This is a genomic window from Streptomyces sp. NPDC004065, assembly GCF_044903565.1.
Lineage (GTDB): Bacteria > Actinomycetota > Actinomycetes > Streptomycetales > Streptomycetaceae > Streptomyces.
Genome location: NZ_JBJDQT010000025.1, coordinates 21,622 through 37,266, shown reverse-complemented (window position 1 = coordinate 37,266; position 15,645 = coordinate 21,622). Strand labels below are relative to the sequence as shown.

General features: G+C 68.7%; 4 protein-coding genes. All 4 read left to right on the top strand.

Annotated features, from left to right (window positions below; all coding sequences use genetic code 11):
* Positions 1-260 precede the first annotated feature (260 nt).
* Genes pglW through pglZ form a run of 4 tightly spaced genes read left to right on the top strand, consistent with a single transcriptional unit; the run spans position 261 to position 15,606 of the window.
* Entirely contained in the window at positions 261-4,943 is a 4,683-nt protein-coding gene (pglW, locus tag ACI2LW_RS24260; RefSeq protein WP_404733329.1) for a BREX system serine/threonine kinase PglW, read from the top strand.
* A gap of 60 nt (positions 4,944-5,003) precedes the next feature.
* Positions 5,004-8,765: a BREX-2 system adenine-specific DNA-methyltransferase PglX gene (gene pglX / locus ACI2LW_RS24255; RefSeq protein ID WP_404733328.1), complete on the top strand. Its 3,762-nt coding sequence runs from the start codon at positions 5,004-5,006 to the stop codon at positions 8,763-8,765.
* Between the two features lie 23 nt (positions 8,766-8,788).
* Entirely contained in the window at positions 8,789-12,688 is a 3,900-nt protein-coding gene (locus tag ACI2LW_RS24250; RefSeq protein ID WP_404733327.1) for a phage resistance protein, read from the top strand.
* Positions 12,688-15,606: a BREX-2 system phosphatase PglZ gene (pglZ, locus tag ACI2LW_RS24245; protein ID WP_404733326.1), complete on the top strand. Its 2,919-nt coding sequence runs from the start codon at positions 12,688-12,690 to the stop codon at positions 15,604-15,606. The genes ACI2LW_RS24250 and pglZ overlap by 1 nt, the downstream gene beginning before the upstream one ends.
* Positions 15,607-15,645 lie beyond the last annotated feature (39 nt).

Here is a 15,645-nt window from a genome sequence, read left to right as displayed (position 1 = left end):
CATTGGCGCACACGAGCGCGGCAACGTAGCGCGGGATCGCCGGTTGGTAAAACCGGCGATCCCGCGCACATTCGTTCGCGGCGCACTCTGCCCCGTTCCATCAACGCCGGGTCTGGGATTCCGCGGCCTCGGTCGTAGCACGCTCAGGCCGCTCTTGATGTCAGTGACACCCTTTAGGATTCGGTCCGAGGGTTGAGCTGTGCTTCCTGAACGCAGCGGCAGGAACTACGGCAGGCTTACAGACACGGACGGGGAGCCGCATGCTGGAAGACCGGTGGACGACGGTCACCGAGTCCGAGTATGAGCACGAGCGCCGTGGTCTTGAGGCGATCCGCCGACGTCTGCCAGATGAGGAGCCGTGGCGTGCCTGGACGAACTTCATGTTCACCGCGAACAGCGGGCACGTCCGTGAGGTCGATCTTCTGGTGGTAGCGCCGGCCGGGGTCTTCCTGGTCGAGTTGAAGGACTGGCACGGCTCGGTCCACGGCGGCGGCAACGACTGGGTGCAGACCACGCCCAGCGGGACCAGCCGTCGGCACGGCAATCCGCTGCACCTGGCGAACCGGAAGGCCAAGGAGCTGTCGGGCCTGATCAACGGCGTCTCCGGTCGGCCCGCGCACCGAACGAAGATCTGGGTGGGTGAGGCTGTCTGCTTCACGGACGACAAGCTTCAGGTGAACCTTCCGGCTGCCGACATGAACGGCGTGTTCACGGTCAAGCAGCTGGTGGAGATGCTGGCCGTGCCGCCGGGAGACGCCCGCTACCAGATCACAGCCGAGGCATCCCGCTTTGTCGATGCAGCCCTGAAGAAGCTCCGTATCGCACCGATCCGCCGCCAGCACGAGGTGGGCTCCTACCTCCTGGAGGCGAAGGCGTTCGACTCCGGGCCGTCCTGGGCCGACTATCTGGGACGCCATTCCCAGCTGCACGATCTGGCACGGGTACGGGTCTTCCTCAGTGAACGTGGTGCCTCCGACGACGAGCGGCGCTCGGTGGAGCGTGCCGCCGCCCGCGAGGCATCGGTACTCAGCCGTTTTCGTCATCCCGGTGCGGTACAGCTGAAGAATTATCTGCCGTCGGGGCATCCCGCCGGGCCCGCGATCCTCTTCGACTACCACCCGGAGACGCTGCGCCTGGACGATTACCTGGTCCAGCACGGTGAGGGTCTCGACCTGCAGGGGCGCCTCGCGCTGGTGCGGCAGCTTGCCGAGACGGTGCGCTCCGCGCACTCCCGGCGGGTCCACCACCGCACGCTGTCGGCGCACGCGGTGCATGTGATTCCGCGCGACCGCGGTCCACGCGGGCGGGAGCTCGGCGAGGAGCAGCGCTGGCTGCGTCCGTGGACGCAGATCGCGGATTGGCAGATCGCCACTGGGCAAAGCTCCAGCCGCGGCCGGCCGCTGACCCTGGCTCCGACTAACGTGACGGGGTTCCATGTCGCCGAGCAGGCAGATCCTTATCTGGCTCCGGAGCTGAGGATTCCGAAGGCCGATCCAGTACGCCTCGATGTGTACGGGCTCGGCGTGCTCACGTATCTGCTGGTGACCGGGCAAGCGCCTGGCGCGAGCCAGAGCGAGGTCATGGCACGTCTGGAGGCCGGCGAGAGTCTGCGTCCCAGCGCGCTCGTCGACGGTCTCAATCCGGACATCGACGATCTGGTGGAGGCTTCCACCGCGTACGAACCGGGTCGGCGTCTGTCCACGGTCGACGACTTCCTGGAGATGCTGGAGTACGTCGAGCAGGCATTCGTCGAGGAGGTCCCGGGCGGCGGGGATGCGGCTGCAGTCGCGGGCGGGGACGGCGGTTCAGCCGCAGGCGTGGGCGAGGAAAGATCCGAGCCGGAGAAGGACCCGCTGGAGGCCGTGGCCGGGGACGTACTGGCCGGACGCTGGGAGGTCGTGCGCCGCCTCGGTACAGGCTCGACCGCGCGGGCCTTCCTGGTGCGGGATCTGGAGGGCGAGCCTCGGCGCAGCGGCGGCCTGCCGGTGGCAGTGCTGAAGGTCGCGCTGAGCGAGGCCAAGCATGCTGTCCTGGATCGTGAGGCGGAGGTCCTGGGCCGGATCCACAGGGACTCCAGCATCATTTCGCTGTACGAGCCGCAGCCCCTGACATTGGCTGGGCGCCGGGTCCTGGTCCTGGAGTACGTGGGCGACAGCCGGGAGCTGAAGGACCAGGACGGCAGTGCGAGTAAGGGGCCGCGCCGCAGGGAGGACACCGTTGCGCGCCAGCTGCGGGACAACGGCCGCTTGGGCATGGACCAGCTGGAGGCGTACGGGAAGTACCTCTTCGGTGCTGTGGAGCACTTGGAGGCGGAGGGGATCTGGCACCGGGATCTGAAGCCGGACAACATCGCGATCCGGGTCCGCCCCAACGGCACCCGTCAGCTGGTGCTGATCGACTTCTCGCTCGCCGGGTACCCGGCGAAGGAAATCGAGGCGGGCACCGAGGGCTATCTCGACCCGTTCGTGGGCGTCATCACGCGCGGCTCGTACGACGGGCACGCCGAGCGGTATGCGCTGGCCGTGACGCTGCATGAGATGGCGTCGAACGAGCTGCCCCGCTGGGGTGACGGCTCGGTCACGGCCCGGCAGACGGATGCGAAGGAATGGCCGTACCCGCAGCTGGCGGCAGACGCCTTTGAGCCGGCTGTCCGGGACGGCCTGGTGGCGTTCTTCCGTAAGGCGCTGGCCCGGGATGTGAAGGACCGCTTTCCGGATCTCAAGCCGATGGAGCGTGCTTGGCAGCGGATCTTCCTAGACGCACAGCAGACGACGGCGCCGAGCACTGGTCACGGTGAGAAGTCGGGGCGCGGAGCGAAGGGCGGCACCGACGCGGTTGCCGAGTCGGCTGCGCAGCCGCGGATCGGGCGGGAGGATGACGACGTCTCCGCTGAGCAGGTCCGCGACCAGCAGGCCGAGCGCGCCGACCGAAAGACGCCGCTGTCGGTGGCGGGTCTGACGGTCGCAGCGCAGTCGCAGCTGTTCGCGATGGGGCTGAACACCGTCGGTGACGTCTTGGACTACTCGGCGAAGAAGTTCCTCACCGCGCCGGGCATGGGCTCGCGCACCCGGGAGGAGATCCAGCGCCGGCAGAAAGAATGGAACGCGCGCCTGGGCAAGGCGGCTCCCACGCCGCTCAGCGCGGAGGCCCGCAAGGCGGCGGGCCAGGAGCTCTCCGACCTGGAGCGGGCGGTCGCGGAGTCGGTCGCCGGGGACGTCACCGACCCGCAGGTGCTGGGCGGCCTGAGCCTGGACGCGCTCGCCGCCCGCCTGGTGCCGAAGCCGTCCAGCGGTAGTGCCCGCTCCAACGCCAAGGAGCGCGAAGCAATCCGGCTGCTGCTGCGGCTGCCCGATGAGACAGGCACGCTGCCCGGGGGCCTGGCCTGGGTCCGGCAGCGGGACGTCGCCGATGCGGTGGGCCTGACCGCGGGCCGGATCCCGCAGATCGTGAAGAAGGCGCGCGAGCGCTGGTACAAGGACGCGGCCCTGGGGCTGCTGCGTGAGCAGGTGGTGGAGCTTCTGGCTGAGCGCGGCCGGGTTGCCCCGGTGATCGAGCTCGCCGACGCGCTTATCGCCCGGCGCGGCACCCAGCACGTGGAGCGGCGCAACCGGCGTGCACTCGCCCTGTCGCTGCTGCGTGCGGTGGTCGAACGAGAGAGTTACGACAATGAGTCCCCGCCGCTCTTTCGCTATTTCCACGCCCGCATGCCCAAGGGCGCCGATCCGGTACTCGGCCTGCTCGCCCTGGATGTCCGGGAAGACGTGGACGGTCCGGACACACCGGCGCTGCCCGCCCTGCAGGAGTACGCGCTGAACCTGGGCGTGCGGGCCGACCGGCTCGCGGCGCTTGAGTCGCTGCCGACGGCGAGCACGGTCCTCACCGAGCTGGACGCGGTGCGACGGCCGCCGGGCAGCCTGGGCTGGGACGAGCGGCGCACGGCCGAGATCGCGGTTGCCGCCTCCACCCGGGCCGCGCTCACCCCGCGCCTGGAGATCTACCCGCGCGACCTGGACCTGGTGCGTGCGCTGCGGATCACCCAGGCCGGCGTGGTCGCCGTGCAGCCGGGCGTCGAGGAGGAGCGGCAGCCGGGCCTGACGGTGGACGCGCTGCACAAGCGGGTCGCCACTCGCTTCCCCGACCTGGGCACCGATCCGCTGGCGCCGCGCGAGCTGCCCACGGGCAGCGCCCTGGTCCGCGCCCTGAAGCAGGCCGGCTTCGAGCTGAAACTGGCCACCCGCTACGACAAGGTGCTGCGACTCATCCCCGATCGCCCCTCCGGGGACACCACTGCCGGGCTGACCTCAGCGAGCTGGGGCGCCTCGGCGGCTCGCCGCTCCGCCCCCACCCAATACGACGCGGACGCGGCCGTCGCCGCTGCCGTCAAGGCTGAGCAGCGACTTATGCACTCGGCGCGGCAGGACGGCTTCCGGGTCCTGACCGTGCCCCAGCGGCGGGCCGAGGACGCGGTGCGGCGGCTGGCCGGCGAACCATACAGGGCTCGGCCGGTGTCGGTGACCGCACTGTTCGTGGCCGAACTGCGCGGCGTGGTCGGCGAGGCCGCCCGGCCGACCTGGGAGACCGTCCTCAAGGCAGACGCCGCCGAGCCGGGTAGTCGGGCTCACCAACAGCTGCGCATACGCACCGACAAGGCGTGGGGGCGGATCGAGCCGCAGCTGCGGGAGCAGCTAGCGGAGGCCGATGGTCCGCTGTTGCTCACCGACACTGCGGTGCTGGCCCGCTACGACGCGCTCGACCTGCTCGGGCGCCTCTCGGAGGAGGCTCGACAGGGCGGCAGCCCGCTGTGGCTGCTCGTGGCCCAGTCCGATCCGGCACGGGCGCCGCGGTTGGCCGGGCAGAGTGTTCCCTACCAGGCAGGGTTCGACGAGTGGATCGTTGTTCCTGACGCCTGGGTCGCGCGCAAACATCTCGCGCTGGACGCCTGACCCACTTCTCCCCCCTGACCGATCTCCTTCCGTCATCTCCCTTCTCCACAGGAGCCGTTCGTGATCGACCGCAAGAGCCTCCTCTCCGACCTGCAAGCGCAGGTCAAGGCGGCAGAGACGGACCTTGAGCAGCAGGTCAAGGCAGTCCCCGAGGTCCGGACACGGCTGCGCGGCGAGTACGAACAGGCCCGGAAGCTGGGCCGCACGGCGGCGACCTGGAACGCCTGGCTTGGCGAGCGGATCACCCAGGTCGCGGTGGCCTGGGTGCTCGGCACGGTCTTCGTGCGGTTCAGTGAGGACAACCGGCTGATCGATGAGCCGTACATCACGTCCCCCGACGTGGCCGGACGGGAGACCGCCCAGGCCCGGTACGAGGAGTACCTGGAGAAAGACGCCGACCCGACGTACCGAGGATGGCTGGAGACGGCCTTCGCTGAACTGGGCGCCGGGCAGGCCGGACGGCTGCTCTTCGACCGAGAACATAACCCGCTCTACCAGATCCCGCTTTCACACGACGGTGCGGGCGCGCTGCTCGCATTCTGGCGCGAGCAGCGCGTTGGCGCGGGTGGACTCGACGGAGACGGCGAAGACGGGGCTGGCAGCCCGGTGCTCGTGCACGACTTCAGCGACCCGCTGAGCGAGGACGGCACCGAGGGCTGGGACACTCGGTTCCTGGGCGACCTGTACCAGGACCTGAGCGAGGCCGCCCGCAAGACGTACGCGCTGCTGCAGACACCGGATTTCGTAGAGGAGTTCATCCTCGACCGCACTATGACGCTCGCCGTACGAGAGTTCGGCTTCGAAGGTCTGAAGATGATTGACCCGACCTGCGGGTCCGGACACTTCGTACTCGGCGCGTTCCGCCGCCTGGTGCGGATGTGGGCCGAGCAGCGGCCCGAGGTGGGCGCGTACGAGCGGGTACGGGCGGCCCTCGACTCGGTGCACGGGGTGGACCTCAATCCATTCGCGGTCGCGGTGGCCCGCTTCCGGCTCCTGGTCGCCGCGATGGCCGCGAGCGGCATGCGGACCTTCGAACAGGCGCGGCGGTACGAGTGGCCCATCCAACTGGCGGTCGGCGACTCGCTCATCAAGGACCGGCAGTTGGAACTGCAGCTTGGCTTCGGGGCTGAGGAGGACGGCGGCACCAGTGACCCGCTCGCCGAGTTCTCGTACGCCACGGAGGACGTCCACGACTACCCTGGAATTCTGCAACAGGGGCGGTACCACGTAGTGGTGGGCAATCCGCCATACATCACGGTCAAGGACAAGAAGCTTAACGGGCTGTACAAGAAGCTCTACGACGCCTGCAGACTGCAGTACGCCCTGTCTGTGCCGTTTGCTCAGCGCTTCTTCGAACTTGCCAAGCAGGGCGGGGCCGACGGCAACGGCTATGGCATGGTCGGTCAGATCACGGCGAACTCATTCATGAAGCGGGAGTTCGGCACAAGGCTCATCGAGGACTACTTCGCGCACCGAGTCGAACTTACGGAGGTCATTGACACGTCGGGCGCCTATATTCCCGGGCATGGGACGCCAACCGTGATCCTCGTGGGTAAGCCTCGCGATGGATCGAAGCGCCAAGCGACGATCCGAACGGTGCGAAGTGTTCAAGGTGAACCCTCCGCGCCGATTAATCCGGAGGAAGGGCTGGTATGGACGGCGATCGTCCGGCAGATCGATGAACCGGGATCCGTCAGCCAATGGGTTTCCGTCGAGGACCTCGATCGCAGCCAATATTTTGCCAGGCAACCGTGGGTCCTCGCGGACGGTGGTCAAGAGATGCTCGGAAGCCTAGAGAAAGCAAGCGTGAAGCGCCTGAGTGAATTGAACCGAGCGATTGGGCGATACACGCACACGGGGAATGATTCTGCATATTTCCGGCCGGTTGGGACATGGCGGCGCTTCGGCGTGCACCCGGAACGCGTCGTGCCACTAATTGAAGGTGACACTGTTCGAGACTGGGAGATCTCGGTCACTACCGAATCGCTATTCCCATATCGCCGAAGCGACCTCAAACCCGATCTTGCCGCCGACATCGCCCGGCCTCTCTGGGTTCACCGAGCAATGCTGCGTGAGCGACGAGAGCCAGGGGGAACGCATGAGGAAATTGGGCTTACTTGGTACGAGTGGAGTCGCTGGCACCCAGAGCGATACTCGACCCCGCTGGGAATCGCTTTTGCTTTCGTCGCGACGCATAATCACTTTGTGCTGGACCGCGGTGGGAAGGTGTTCAAGCAGACCGCGCCGGTAATCAAGTTGCGAGAAGGGGCGACGGAGGAGGAATATGTTCGGCTGCTCGGGCTACTTAATAGCTCCACGGCCGGCTTCTGGCTCAAGATGGTGAGTCACGACCGGGGAATCCGTGGAGAGGGTGGCGGGTTCACCAGCGATGACTGGGAGCGCTTCTACGAGTTCACCGGAACTAAGCTCCAGGAGTTTCCCCTCCCCGCCGAATACCCGACCTCTCTTTCCGCCGAGCTGGATACGCTTGCCCGGCAGCTCTCGGAGACGACCCCCGCCGCCCTCGCAGCCGAGGCCGTCCCTACGGCTGGTGCCCTCCGCGCAGCCGAAGCCCGCTATAACTCGATTCGTGCCCGCATGATTGCCCTCCAGGAGGAGCTGGACTGGCAGGTTTACTCCCTCTACGACCTGCACGCTGAGGATCTGCGCCTGCCTGATGTCTCTTCCGTGCCCGAACTCGCCCTTGGCGAGCGTGCTTTCGAGATCGTGCTCGCACGGAGGGTCGTTGCTGGCGAGGCCAGTGGCGAGTGGTTCAAGCGTCATGGGTCGACGCCGATCACGGAGATCCGAGCGGATTGGCCGGCCGACTATCGCGACCTTGTCCAGAGGCGGATGGAGGTCATCGAGTCGAACCGTGCCATTGGCATGGTGGAGCGTCCCGAGTACAAGCGGCGTTGGTCCACCGAGGGCTGGGATGCGATGCGCCAGAAGGCATTGAAGTCCTGGCTGCTCGACCGGGTCGAGGATCGTGTGCACTGGTTCGACGCCAGCGGCAACCCCACTATCACCACCCTCGCCCGCCTCGCTGAAAATCTGTCTGCCGATGAGGACTTCGCGTCCGTCGCCGAGCTGTACGCGCCCCGGCAGGACCTCGTAAAGACCGTTCGGGAGCTGCTGTCCGAAGAGCACGTGCCGTTTGTGTCCGCGCTGCGGTACAAGCCGACCGGACTGAAGAAGCGCGCCGACTGGGAGCATGTGTGGGAGTTGCAGCGTGAGGAAGACGCTGCGCCGGACGAGCCTGCAAAGCGGGAGATCCGCCAGCGAACTCCTGTGCCGCCGAAGTACACCTCCTCGCCTCCCGACTTCCTGAGGCCCAGCTATTGGCGTAACCGAGGCACGCTCGACGTGTCCAGGGAGCGATTCGTGTCGTACGGCACGGTCAACGTTCAGTCGCCGGAGCTGTACGGGTGGGCTGGCTGGGATCACCTGGAGCAGGCCCTCGCGCTCGCCTCGTACATCCAGCAGGCTGGGCTCAGCGACGACGACCTCGTGCCTTACCTGGCCGGGCTGCTTGAGCTGCAGCCGTGGTTGGAGCAGTGGTATGGCGAATACGACCCGGAGTTCGGGGCGTCGCCGGCAGCCGAGATCCTGGCGTTCAGGCAGCAGAAGCAGGGCGAACTCGGGTTGACCGACGATGCACTGCGGGCCTGGCGTCCGTCAGCCGCAAGCCGTGGACGCGGCGCGTCGAAGGCCGCCACATCGAATACGCGCACGGGCGCGAAGGCCGCCGTCCAGACGTCCATCATCGATGCCGACAACGACACCGTCACCGAGGCCGTAAGCGGCGCAGAGTCCGCCTGAGCAGGGCGAGGAGCAGACACACCATGGCTTTCATGAACAGGAACAATCCTCGTCCCGAGGACCGGCCGCTGCTTCGGGAGCTGATCGACATCCCGGAGTCGGTGTCCACCTCCGACTTCGTGTTGAAGCTGAACGAAGCGGTCACGCCCGAGGGGGCCGAAGCGGCGCTGAAGGACTACGTCGTCACCGACCGGCTGCTCGGCAACTTCGACGAAGCCCTCGACCTGATCAAGTCCGCGCTGGACAGCCGCTCGTCGAAGGCTGCCTATCTACACGGCTCGTTCGGCTCCGGTAAGTCGCACTTCATGGCCGTGCTCTACGCGCTGCTGTCACGTAACCAGGCCGCCCGGGCGCGCGGCGACCTCGACCCGGTGCGAGCCAGGCACGCCTGGCTGGATGCAGACGACCGCAAGTTCCTGCTGGTGCCTTACCACATGCTGGGCTCCAAGTCTCTGGAGCAGCGCGTACTCGGCAAGTACGTGGAGCACGTACGGAAAATCCACCCCGACTGCCCGCTGCCGCAGGTCTACCGGACCGACGGGCTCTTCGAGGACTTCGCCGAGCAGCGCCGCCGGAACGGCGACGAGCGGGTGATCGAGCAGCTCGCCGATGCCGGCGACGGCCAGGAGGACGAGTGGGGTGACTCCTTCTCCTGGACCACTGAGCTACTGGACCAGGCGGTGAACGCACCGGAGGAACACGAGAACACCAAGGACCTCGACCTGGAGAACCCTTCCACGCCGCGGGAACTGCGGGCCCGGCTCGTGCAGGACCTCACCCAGACCCTGTTCCCGTCGTTCTCGCGCAACGCCTCCGAAGATGCCGACGGGTTCGTCTCGCTGGACAAGGGGCTCGGCATCATCGCCGCGCACGCTAAGTCCCTCGGCTACGACGGTCTCGTCCTCTTCATGGACGAGCTGATCCTGTGGCTGGCCTCCCGCATCCACGACCAGAAGTTTGTCTCCCGCGAAGCTGACAAGATCACGAACTTTGTGGAAGGCGGCGACGAACGGCGCGCCATCCCGGTGGTGTCATTCATCGCCCGCCAGCGCGACCTGCGTGAGCTGGTCGGCGAGGAAATGTCAGGGGCCGCCGAGGCCGCCGTCCAGGACAGTCTGAAGCTCAGCGGCGGGCGCTTCGACAAGATCGTCCTGGAGGACCGCAACCTTCCACAGATCGCGCAGGCCCGCCTGCTCAAGCCCACCAGCCCGGAGGCCGAGGCGAAGGTGGAGGCGGCGTTCACCGAGGCCAAGAGGCTCGGTCCGGACGTGTGGGACACCCTGCTCGGCCACGACAAGTCCACCACCGGCGCGGACGAGGGCGCGTTCAGGCGGACGTACCCGTTCCCGCCGGCGTTCATGGACACCCTGGTACACATCTCCGCGGCCCTGCAGCGCTCCCGCACTGGCCTGAAGCTGATGAGCCAGTTGCTCGTCGATCACCGCGACGATTGGCGGCTCGGGCAGCTTGTGCCGTTGGGCGACCTGTACCCGGCGATCGCGGGCGGCGGCGACAAGGCGTTCAGTGGGGAGACCAGTGTTCACTTCGAGGCTGCCGACAAGCTGTACCGGGACAAGCTGCGCCCGTACCTACTGAAGACCAACCAGGTCACCGAGGACCAGGTCGAGGCGTACCGACGCCGCCCCGAAACGCTCGGCGACCCGCAACTTGCAGCCCGCTGCCGCGACTTCACCGGTGACAGCCGACTGCTGCAGACCCTGCTGCTGTCTGCGCTCGCGCCCAGTGTGCCCGCACTCGCAGACCTCACCCTGGCGCGGCTGCACGCCCTCAACCACGGCTCCATCACCACCCGCATCGCGGGCACCGAGGTCGGCCGGCTCGAGCAGAAGGCGAAGGAGTGGGCGGCGACCTTCCCCGAGATAAAGGTCACCGGCACCGGGCCGGGTGCGGTGGTGCGCCTGGAGCTCACCGGTGTCGACCTGGACGCCGTCCTCGCCAACGCCCAAGTGCACAACAACCAGAACAACCGGCGTGCCAAGATGCGCGGCCTGCTCAAGGAAGCGCTCGGCGTCAGCGACGGGCCCGGCGGCTTCGACGCGTACGACGTGCTCAACCTGGTGTGGAAGGGCACCGAACGGCAGGTCGAGGTCGTCTTCGGAAACGTCGCCGATGTCGACTCACTGCCCGAAGCAACCCTGCGTCCCAGCCAGGAAGACGCCTGGCGGCTCATCGTCGACTTCCCCTACGACGAGGGGGAGTTCGGGCCGATGGATGACCTGCAGCGGCTGCGTGCGCTGCGGGAGAAGCCGGGTGGTGACTCGCGCACGCTGGCCTGGCTGCCCACTCACCTGACCGATGCTTCCCGCGGCGACTTCGAGCGCCTCGTCGTCATCGACAAGGCTCTCGCTGACGAGACTCGCTTCGACTCCGACTTCGCGCGCAGCCTCAACGCCGACGACAAAGAGCGCGCCAAGGGCATGCTCCAGTCGCAGCTGCTCATCCTCACCGAGCGCGTTACCCAGGCGCTGCGGCAGGCGTACGGGCTCACGCAGAAGCAGGAAGGGGTCGTCGACCTCAGCTTCGACACCCACCTGGTCGCCCAGCAGGACGTACCCGAGCTGCGGCTTCCGCTCGGGGCAACTCTCGATACCGCCGCCCGTGACCTGGCCGGCAAGCTACTCGCCCATCAGTACCCCGCCCACCCCGACCTGGACCCGGACGGCACTGGCAGGCCGGTGAAGCCTGCCGAGATCAAGACCGTCTTCGAGTATGTGCGCAAGGCCGCCGAAAACCGTGACGGGCAGACCGAGGTCGACAGCAAGGACCGCAAGACCCTGGCGCGGATCGCGGGCGGTCTTGGGCTCGGCGCCATGAGGGAGGCGTACTACCGGCAGTCCACCGCCTGGCCCGACCACTTCAACGACCGAGCCCGCCGGAACAGCACCGCCGAGCCGACCCTGGTCAAGCTCTCCGACTGGACCGACCTTCCCGAGCCGCGCGGATTGCCCGAGCCGCTGCGTCGGCTGCTCGCCGCCGCGTACGCGGAGATGACCGACCGGGTATGGGTGCGCGGCGGCGTCCCCATCGAACCCGCGCCCGCACCGCACGAGCTGAAGCCGGACTACGCCCTGCGTGAGCAGCAACTGCCCACGGAGAGCGACTGGGCAGAGGCGCGCAAGCGGTTCGAGACCATGCTCGGCGACCAGGCGCCGCAACTGCGGCGCGGCCGGATCGTCAACCAGTTCGCCGCACAGATCAAGCACGCCGCCGCCTCACTCGGCCAGGACGCCGGACGGCTCGTCGGGGAGTTGGAGAAGCACCGTGCCTTCCTCCAGTTGAACGACGACTCCCCCCGCCTCGTTCTTGCCCGGCGGGCGCAGGAGCTGGTCAAGGAGGTGACGGAAGGGGGCATCGAGGCGAAGACCGTCGTGGACCGGCTCGCCCGCTTCCCTCTCGGCGACTTTTCCGCACACCGGTACGGCATGTCGTTGAAGAGTGCCGGGAAGGTAGCCAGCGCGCTGCAGAACACCAGCTGGGACCAGCTGGGCCTGGCCGACACCCTCGGCGTGGACGGTGCGGCCGTCCTGGAGCGGGTGCGGGATGCCGCCGCTGGCGACCCGGGGGATTACCCCGATCTGCCGGGCGTGCTGCACGCCAGCGGCCGGGAAGTGCTGTCCCTGCTGAGGTCTCGCCAGAGCACGGCCGAGCGCCCCCAGCCGTCGCCCACTCCTCCGCCGAGTTCCGACAGCGTGGACCTGAACGGCGGCTCCGCCCACCCGCAGGTGCTGCCGGAGCCGCCGCAGCAGCCGGGGCCGCGCACACCGTCCCGGTCCGTGGCCCGCTCCGGCGGCGGGCGGACTACCGCCGCCCGGGCCGCCGCCGAACTGCAGGCGGAGATCGCGGCGCTCGCGGCCGAGCACCCGAACGCCACCGTCGAGGTCACCTGGAAGGTCGTCGACTGATGTCCGACACGGTCACCACAGCCCCCGCGACCGCCGGCCCCGCCCGGCTGTCGGCAGGAACCGTCCGTCAGTACCTCGCCGCCCGCAGTCGGCTCGGTGACGGCACGGTCCGCGTACTGCTGCTGCGGGCCGCTCCCGTCTGGGACGGGCCCGCCGTGCAGCGTACGGCGAGCGGGCTGCAGGCGCGGGTGGTCGTCGCGCCCTCGGTGCTGGCCGTGCACGAGCAGATCCTGGGCCACCTCGACGCGCCGACTCCTCCCGACCCCAAAGTCCTGGTCGTCCTCACCGACCGCGAGGACACCGACCTGGACCCCGGGCTGCTCGCCCGCGTCTACGGCGGAAGGATCCGGTCCGTCGACAATTGGGAGGTCGTGCAGGAGGCGTTCGACGCGCGCGGTCTCGACGGGCGGCTGCGGAGGGAGACCTGGGCGGCCGAAGCGCTCCTTGACGCGGCGGCCAGCCGCGGTTGGCCCTCGCTCGGCAAGGGACTGCTTTCCCGAGACGAGGCCCTCACCCGGCTGGCCCGGCGTCGGCTCCGGCTCGGCCGCCGTGACACGGACGCGTTGGGCGGGCCGGCCGCACACGACGACGGGGACCGCATCGACCCCATCACCCTGTTCCGGTGGACCCACATCCCCGGCGGCCCCAACCTCCTGCGCGACCTGCGCGGACCGGAACGGGCCGGCCTGGCCCGCTTCCTCGCCGAACCCGAACAGGCCGGCTCCACCGGAAAGATCATTACCGCCCTGGTAGACGCCGACCACGGGGCGGACGCAGCCGCCTACGCGGTCGTCTGCGCGGCTCTGTGGGGGCACGCGGAGGCCGACCACGACCTGTACCGGGCGCGCGGGCGCGCCGAGCGATGGCTCGGTGACCAGCCCCCCGCCCAGGGCGACGACCTCGACCGGCTCCTTACCTCCTTCGGGCAAAGCGGTGAGGCGTACGTCCGCGGCCTCGTCGACCGGGGCGAACACCGGCTCGCCGACCCGGTCCTGAGCAGGGCCGCACAGCTCGTCACACAGTTCGGGGCGCAGACCGCCGCCGCTGCCAGTCCGCTGCTCGCCGCCGGACTCGATGCCCGCTTCACCGCCGCGGGCCGCGCCCTCGCCGACGGCGGTCCCGAGACGGTCGCGGCTGCCATCACCGCGCTGGCCGAACACGCCCTGGCCGTCGACGGCGCCACCCAGGCCCGTATCGAACGGGTACGGATGGCAGGGCGGCTGCGGCGGTGGCTGGCGTCCCGGCCTGAAGTCGACATCGCCTCGGTGGCAGACGGCGCCGACCGCCAGATCCGCGAACTCGGCTGGGTAGACCGAGCCTTGGAACACCTGGACGCGGGCGGCGACGCAGATGACGCACTCGCCAACGCCTACAGCCGGATCGGCGAGCAGGTGCGCAGCAAACGTCGTGAGCTGGACCGCGCGTTCTCCGAGCGGCTCGCGGTGTGGACCGCAGATGGCACCGCCCCCGGCGCCATGCTCACCGTCGAAAGCTTCCTGGACCGGGTCGTCGCGCCCGTCGTGGACTGTCCCGGCCGACGGGTCCTGCTCCTCCTCATCGACGGAATGAGTGCGGCGATCGCAGTCGAACTGGGTGAGGAACTGCACGCACACTGGTCCGAGTTCGACCCGCTGCAGGGCGCGATCGGAGCACCGGTGAGGCGTGCCGTGGCCGCTGCGCTGCCCACCCTCACCACCGTTTCCCGCACCTCGCTGTTCGCCGGCACCCTGATGAAGGGCGACCAGAACGACGAGAAGCGGCTCTTCCCCCAGCACCCGTGCTGGAAGGGGGCCCCTGCGGCTGTCTTCCACAAGGACGATCTGCGCAGCCCCGACACCGGCTCGCCCTTCTCCACCGCCCTGACTGAAGCGCTCGCCGACGAGCGCACCCATGTTGCGGTCGTCCTCAACACCGTCGACGACCGGCTCGCCAAGGAGCAGAAGCTCGGCGACGGCGCTTGGGAGATCAAGGAGATCGGCGGCCTGGAACCGCTGCTGCGGGCCGCCCGCGCCAACGACATGACCGTGCTCCTCACCTCCGACCACGGCCATGTGGTCGAGCGACGCGGCAGCAAGATCGACACGGCCACCGGCGCCATAGGGTCGGCCCGTCACCGCGCCCCCGGCGGACCCGTCGCACCGGCCGAAATTGAGCTGTCCGGACCGCGGGTGGTCTGGCCGGAGCCCGGATCGCGGATCGTCGCGCTGCGGGACCACGACGCGCGGTACACCGCGCTGAAGGCGGGCTACCACGGCGGGGCAACCCTCGCCGAGTTCACCATCCCCCTCCTCGCCCTACTGCCGTTCGGCGCGGAGCCACCTACGGGGTGGCGGGAACTGGGCGACCTTACGCCCGCATGGTGGGAGCAGGACAACGACGCCACCACCGCACTCGAGGCCGAGACGAAGGCCGGAGCCGATGCCATCGCAGCACCCGAGGCCACCGCTGCACGCCCAAGCCGCAAGCAGGCCAAGAAGTCAGCCCCGCCCGTGACAGAGGGCGCTATCAGTCTCTTCGGCGAGGACGAGGTCGCACCCTCCGCACCACAGGAACCTGTCGCCCCTGTAGTGAAGCCCACGGCCGTACCCGTCTCCGATCAAACAGAGGACCCTGCCACCGCACTGGTGAATCGCCTCATGGCCACCGAGCTGTACCAGGAACAGCTGGCACTGCTCGCCCGTGTGCCACGCGACAAGGCGGTCCTGCCGAAGGCTCTGGCCGCGCTGGTCGAAGCGGGCACCCTGCCCATGACCGCCCTGGCCGAACGCGCCAGCCAGCCCGCCACCCGAGCCCCTGGCCTCGCCGCGACCCTGGCCCAGCTCCTCAACTATGACGGCGCCCAGATCCTGGAAATTCTCCCCGACAACCGCACCCTGCGCCTGCACCGGGGCCAGATGATCGAGCAGTTCGGGTTGTGAACCGGGGGGCTGCGGCCATGCCGGGCGGTGCAGTCGGCC

Coding starts and splice junctions, on each gene's coding strand:
- pglW (WP_404733329.1), top strand. CDS start 261: ATGCTGGAAGACCGGTGGACGACGGTCACCGAGTCCGAGTATGAGCAC.
- ACI2LW_RS24250 (WP_404733327.1), top strand. CDS start 8,789: ATGGCTTTCATGAACAGGAACAATCCTCGTCCCGAGGACCGGCCGCTG.
- pglZ (WP_404733326.1), top strand. CDS start 12,688: ATGTCCGACACGGTCACCACAGCCCCCGCGACCGCCGGCCCCGCCCGG.